Origin of the sequence: Yoonia sp. (assembly GCF_042093035.1) — a bacterium.
GTDB lineage: Bacteria > Pseudomonadota > Alphaproteobacteria > Rhodobacterales > Rhodobacteraceae > Yoonia.
In genome coordinates this window covers 1-4,504 of sequence record NZ_JBELFI010000157.1, presented here as the reverse complement: position 1 = coordinate 4,504, position 4,504 = coordinate 1, and the positions used below count along the sequence as shown (strand labels likewise).

Sequence of the window (4,504 nt, the reverse complement as noted above, 5' to 3'; positions counted from 1 at the left end):
CGCCAGTCACATGGACGCGCCAGCGCCACGCCGTTCAATGGCAGCACCATTGGAGCCCGCAGCAGAGCCTGCACGTGAGCCGGCTGCGCAAGTGACACCTGCCGTCGCTGCCGAAACCGTGGCACTTGCACCGACGCTTTTTGAATCCCTCGATGCACCTGCACAGACACCGGCGCCAACGCCAATAGCAGCATCTGAGCCGCAAACAGCTGCAGCGGATGATCTTCCACCGCCCGCCTATGCACCGCGCCCTGAGCCTGTGATGGCAGAGGCAGACAATTTCGTCGCACCGCGCGCACCCGCGGCCCCTGGAACGCCGTCGCCAGAGGCAATGGCCCGTCTGCAAGCCGCCGTCAGCCGCGTGCCAAACAACCAAACCCAGCCACAGGCGGCCGCGCCAGTAGCGGCTGCACCGGAAGCCGACAAGCCGCGGTTCGGAATCAACTCTTTGATTAACCGCATGACCGGAACGCAGGCAGACACGGCACAGCAACCATCTCGTGCCCAGCCACAAGTAACGGCTTTGCATCAGGAACCTGAACGCGATGCGGAGCAGGAAAAGATCGAAATCCCTGCATTCTTGCGCCGACAGGCCAACTGAAAGGTCACAGTGGCAAATTTAAACGCCACGTCATTCTGAGAACAAGGGTCGCCATCGAGCGGCCCTTTTTTATGGTTTACAAAGGGTTGTAGGGCGAAGTTGTATACTCGTTTTATTTGTGAAAGATCATGTTTCAGTCCGTCGCAAAGAGTGAGTTGAGAATGCTGCATCTGCATTCTAGTTGGATATGTAACGAAACAAAGTTTCCGGAGTGCTGGAACGTGCAAACGACGCTGAAATCTGACCTCACCTTTGAGGGCACTGGCTTGCACTCAGGTGCGGCTGTGCGCGTTGTGTTGCGGCCAGCGTCGGCCAACACAGGGATTGTATTCCGCCGGATCGATGTGACCGGAACGCCGCGATTGCCTGCGCGCTGGGACTACGTGACGGTTTCGCCATTGAACACGCGCCTTGGCAATTCCGCTGGCGTCACCGTCTCCACGATAGAGCATCTGATGGCTGCGATGGCGGGTTGCGGTGTCCACAATGCAATCGTCGATATTGATGGACCCGAAGTGCCGATCCTTGATGGAAGTGCGGCAAGCTTTGTGCGTGGCATTGTGGAAGTGGGCTTGACCCGTCTTGCGGCACCCCTGCGTGCAATTGAGATCGTCAAAGAGATCAGCGTGAGCGATGGCGATGCCTCGGCAACTCTTGGGCCTGCGACGAGTTTGCAAATCCACTTTGAAATCGCCTTTGCCGATACCGCCATCGGACACCAGAAGAAGACGTTGAACATGGCCAACGGCGCTTTTGTGCGCGAGCTTTGCGACAGCCGCACATTCTGCCGCTCGGCTGACGTTGATATGATGCGCGCAAATGGCCTGGCGCTTGGTGGCAGCTACGAAAACGCCGTCGTCGTTGATGGAGCAAAGGTGCTGACACCCGGAGGTCTGCGTCACCGTGATGAAGCGGTGCGTCACAAGATGCTGGATGCATTGGGAGATCTATACACGGCCGGTGCGCCAGTATTGGGCCGCTATACCGGCAAGCGGGCGGGCCATGCATTGAGCAATACATTGCTGCGCGCCCTTTTTGCGCAGCCCGACGCCTGGCGTTGGGTGGATTGCGATGCGAAAACGACCGCTCGTTTGCCCGGCGTCGGGGTCAGCATGGCCGATCTGGACGCCGTTGCCTGAGCGACTGCACTGACAGTTGATCGCGGGCCGATGCAAAAGGCATTTTGCACCTCATTTTTCTATGTTAGACCGACCGCATACAGGGCGTATCGGTGCCTTGATATGACAAAGCCGGTATGAGTGAGGACGATCTATGTCAGCCAGTCAGGATAATACACCTCGCGTCTTTTCGCGTATCGGGCTTACGGTTGCTTTGGCCCTCTTGGCGGGCTGTGGTGCTTTTGAACGCAGTGGCCAGCCGCTTGATGAATTGACCGCGCAGTCGATTTTTGAACGCGGTGAACAGCAGATTGCGCAAGGTGATCCAGATGACGCGGCCTTCACATTCGGCGAAATTGAACGCCTTTATCCATATTCCGAATTCGCAGAGCGCGCATTGATTATGCAAGCCTTCGCTTATCACCGTGATCGCGATTACCCCAACAGCCGTGCCGCAGCACAACGTTACCTGGACTTCTATCCGACCCAGCAAGATGCGGCCTACGCGGCCTATCTTCTGGCATTGTCCTATTACGACCAGATTGATGACATCGGGCGCGATCAAGGCCTGACATTTCAAGCCTTGCAAGCGCTGCGCCGCGTGATCGAACAGTACCCCGATACCGAATATGCCGCCGCGTCCATCCAGAAATTCGACCTTGCGTTCAATCACTTGGCTGCGAAGGAAATGGAGATCGGGCGCTATTATCTCAAGCGTGGCAATTACATCGCCGCCAGCAACCGTTTCCGCACAGTCGTCGAAGATTTCCAGACAACCACGCATACGCCAGAGGCGCTCCACCGGCTGGTTGAAAGCTACTTGTCGCTTGGCCTGACTGATGAGGCCCAGACAGCAGGTGCTATTCTGGGCTACAACTACCAATCCAGCGAATGGTACGCCGCCAGCTTTGCCTTGCTGACCGGGCAGGGGCTGACAGCCGATCCGGTGGGTGACAATTGGGTTGCATCGATCTACCGGCAGGTTGTGCGCGGTGAGTGGTTATAAAGACGTCGGGATCATGTCCCATGGGCGAAGGGCACTGATATGCTGCGCGGCCTAGATATCAGAGACATGCTCATCATTGACCGGTTGGAGCTGGCGTTTCAGCCGGGTTTGAACGTGCTCACGGGGGAAACAGGTGCGGGCAAGTCAATCTTGCTGGACGCGCTGGGGTTCGTGCTGGGCTGGCGTGGGCGTGCGGAACTGGTCCGTCAGGGTGCAGACCAAGGCGAGGTGTCGGCATGGTTCGATCTGCCCGACGGTCATCCGGCAATTGCGGTGTTGAAAGACGCGGGTATCGCTTTGGATGATGAATTGATCCTACGCCGTATCAATACCCGGGACGGCCGCAAGACCGCATGGATCAATGACCGCCGCGCCAGTGGCGAAGTTCTGCGACGCCTGTCCGATACATTGGTTGAACTGCACGGCCAGCACGATGATCGCGGGTTGCTGAACCCACGCGGGCATCGCCAATTGCTTGATAGCTATGCAGGTCTTGAGGCGGATTTGAAAGAAACCCGTGCAGCATGGCGCGCTTGGTCGCAAGCCCGCGATGCGCTGGCTGAGGCTGAGTCGCGGATCGCGCAAGCGCGGGCTGAGGAAGATTATTTGCGCCACGCCGTAGGGGAGCTTGACGCTTTGGCGCCTGCTGCGGGGGAAGAGGCCCAGCTTGATACGCAACGCAGGTTCATGCAGGCCTCAGAGAAAATCCGTGCGGATATTGCAAAAGCGGGTGAGGCACTCGGTCTGAACGGGGCAGAGGGTATGACCGGCGATGCTTCGCGATGGCTGCAAGGCGTGGTCGAAGCCGCTGAGGGGCGTCTGGATGGGCCGATGGAAGCGATTGAGCGGGCTTTGTTGGCTTTGGACGAGGCACAGAGCGGTGTCGCGGATTGTTTGGACGCGTTGTCTTTTGATGTGTCCGAGTTGGAGGCCGTCGAAGAACGTCTTTTTGCTATTCGGGGATTGGCGCGCAAGCATAGTGTTTTGGCTGATGACCTTGCCGATTTTGCACAGACTTTGCGGCGGCGGCTTTCGGTTCTGGATGATAGTGCACGTGATCTGGCGGTTCTCACTGCGGCTTTGGCGCAAGCGCGGGGTACCTATGACGCAGCGGCCAAGTCCTTGCGGGACAAGCGGTTGCGGGCGGCCAGAGAGCTTGATGCTGCGATGGCCCAAGAGCTGGCACCGCTAAAGATGGAACGCGCGGTTTTTGCGACCCATTTGACTGATGCGGATGCAGGACCTGAAGGGATCGACACCGTGGCCTTTACCGTCGCAACCAATCCCGGCGCACCGGCAGGCCCGCTGAATAAGATTGCGTCAGGGGGCGAGTTGAGCCGCTTCTTGCTCGCGCTGAAAGTCTGCCTGACACAGTCCACAGATGGGCTGACACTGATCTTTGATGAAATTGACCGTGGCGTTGGTGGTGCCACTGCGGATGCCGTGGGGCGGCGCTTGGCGGATCTGGCGCAGGGTGGCCAAGTTTTGGTGGTTACACATTCGCCACAGGTCGCGGCCCTTGGTGGGCATCATTGGCGTGTGGAAAAACAGCAGGACGCGGATGAGACACGTTCAACCGTTGTCGCATTGGATGCGCAAGCGCGCGTTGATGAAATTGCCAGAATGCTGTCAGGCGATCGGATCACAGATGCGGCGCGGGAAGCTGCAAGGGTTTTGATCGCCCCTTAAATGATGGATGGGCGCCGCTGGCGCGACGCCCTGAACCATTACCCGTTACCCAGCCCACTCTTTACAAACGTGGAACGGCCACTCACCTCC

3 protein-coding genes and 1 pseudogene are annotated in these 4,504 nt (G+C 58.3%); all 4 read left to right on the top strand.

Annotated features, from left to right (window positions below):
* A pseudogene (locus tag ACFDSS_RS13695) lies at positions 1 to 601 on the top strand (cell division protein FtsZ); the annotation flags it as partial.
* A 221-nt stretch (positions 602 to 822) separates the two neighbouring features.
* Positions 823 to 1,740: a UDP-3-O-acyl-N-acetylglucosamine deacetylase gene (lpxC, locus tag ACFDSS_RS13690; RefSeq protein WP_375256282.1), complete on the top strand. Its 918-nt coding sequence runs from the start codon at positions 823 to 825 to the stop codon at positions 1,738 to 1,740.
* A gap of 133 nt (positions 1,741 to 1,873) precedes the next feature.
* Complete coding sequence (locus tag ACFDSS_RS13685) at positions 1,874 to 2,725, top strand: outer membrane protein assembly factor BamD (protein ID WP_375256281.1); 852 nt, start codon at positions 1,874 to 1,876, stop codon at positions 2,723 to 2,725.
* Between the two features lie 39 nt (positions 2,726 to 2,764).
* Positions 2,765 to 4,414 carry a DNA repair protein RecN gene (recN, locus tag ACFDSS_RS13680; RefSeq protein WP_375256280.1) on the top strand — a complete coding sequence of 550 codons (1,650 nt, stop codon included), beginning with the start codon at positions 2,765 to 2,767 and terminating at the stop codon, positions 4,412 to 4,414.
* Positions 4,415 to 4,504 lie beyond the last annotated feature (90 nt).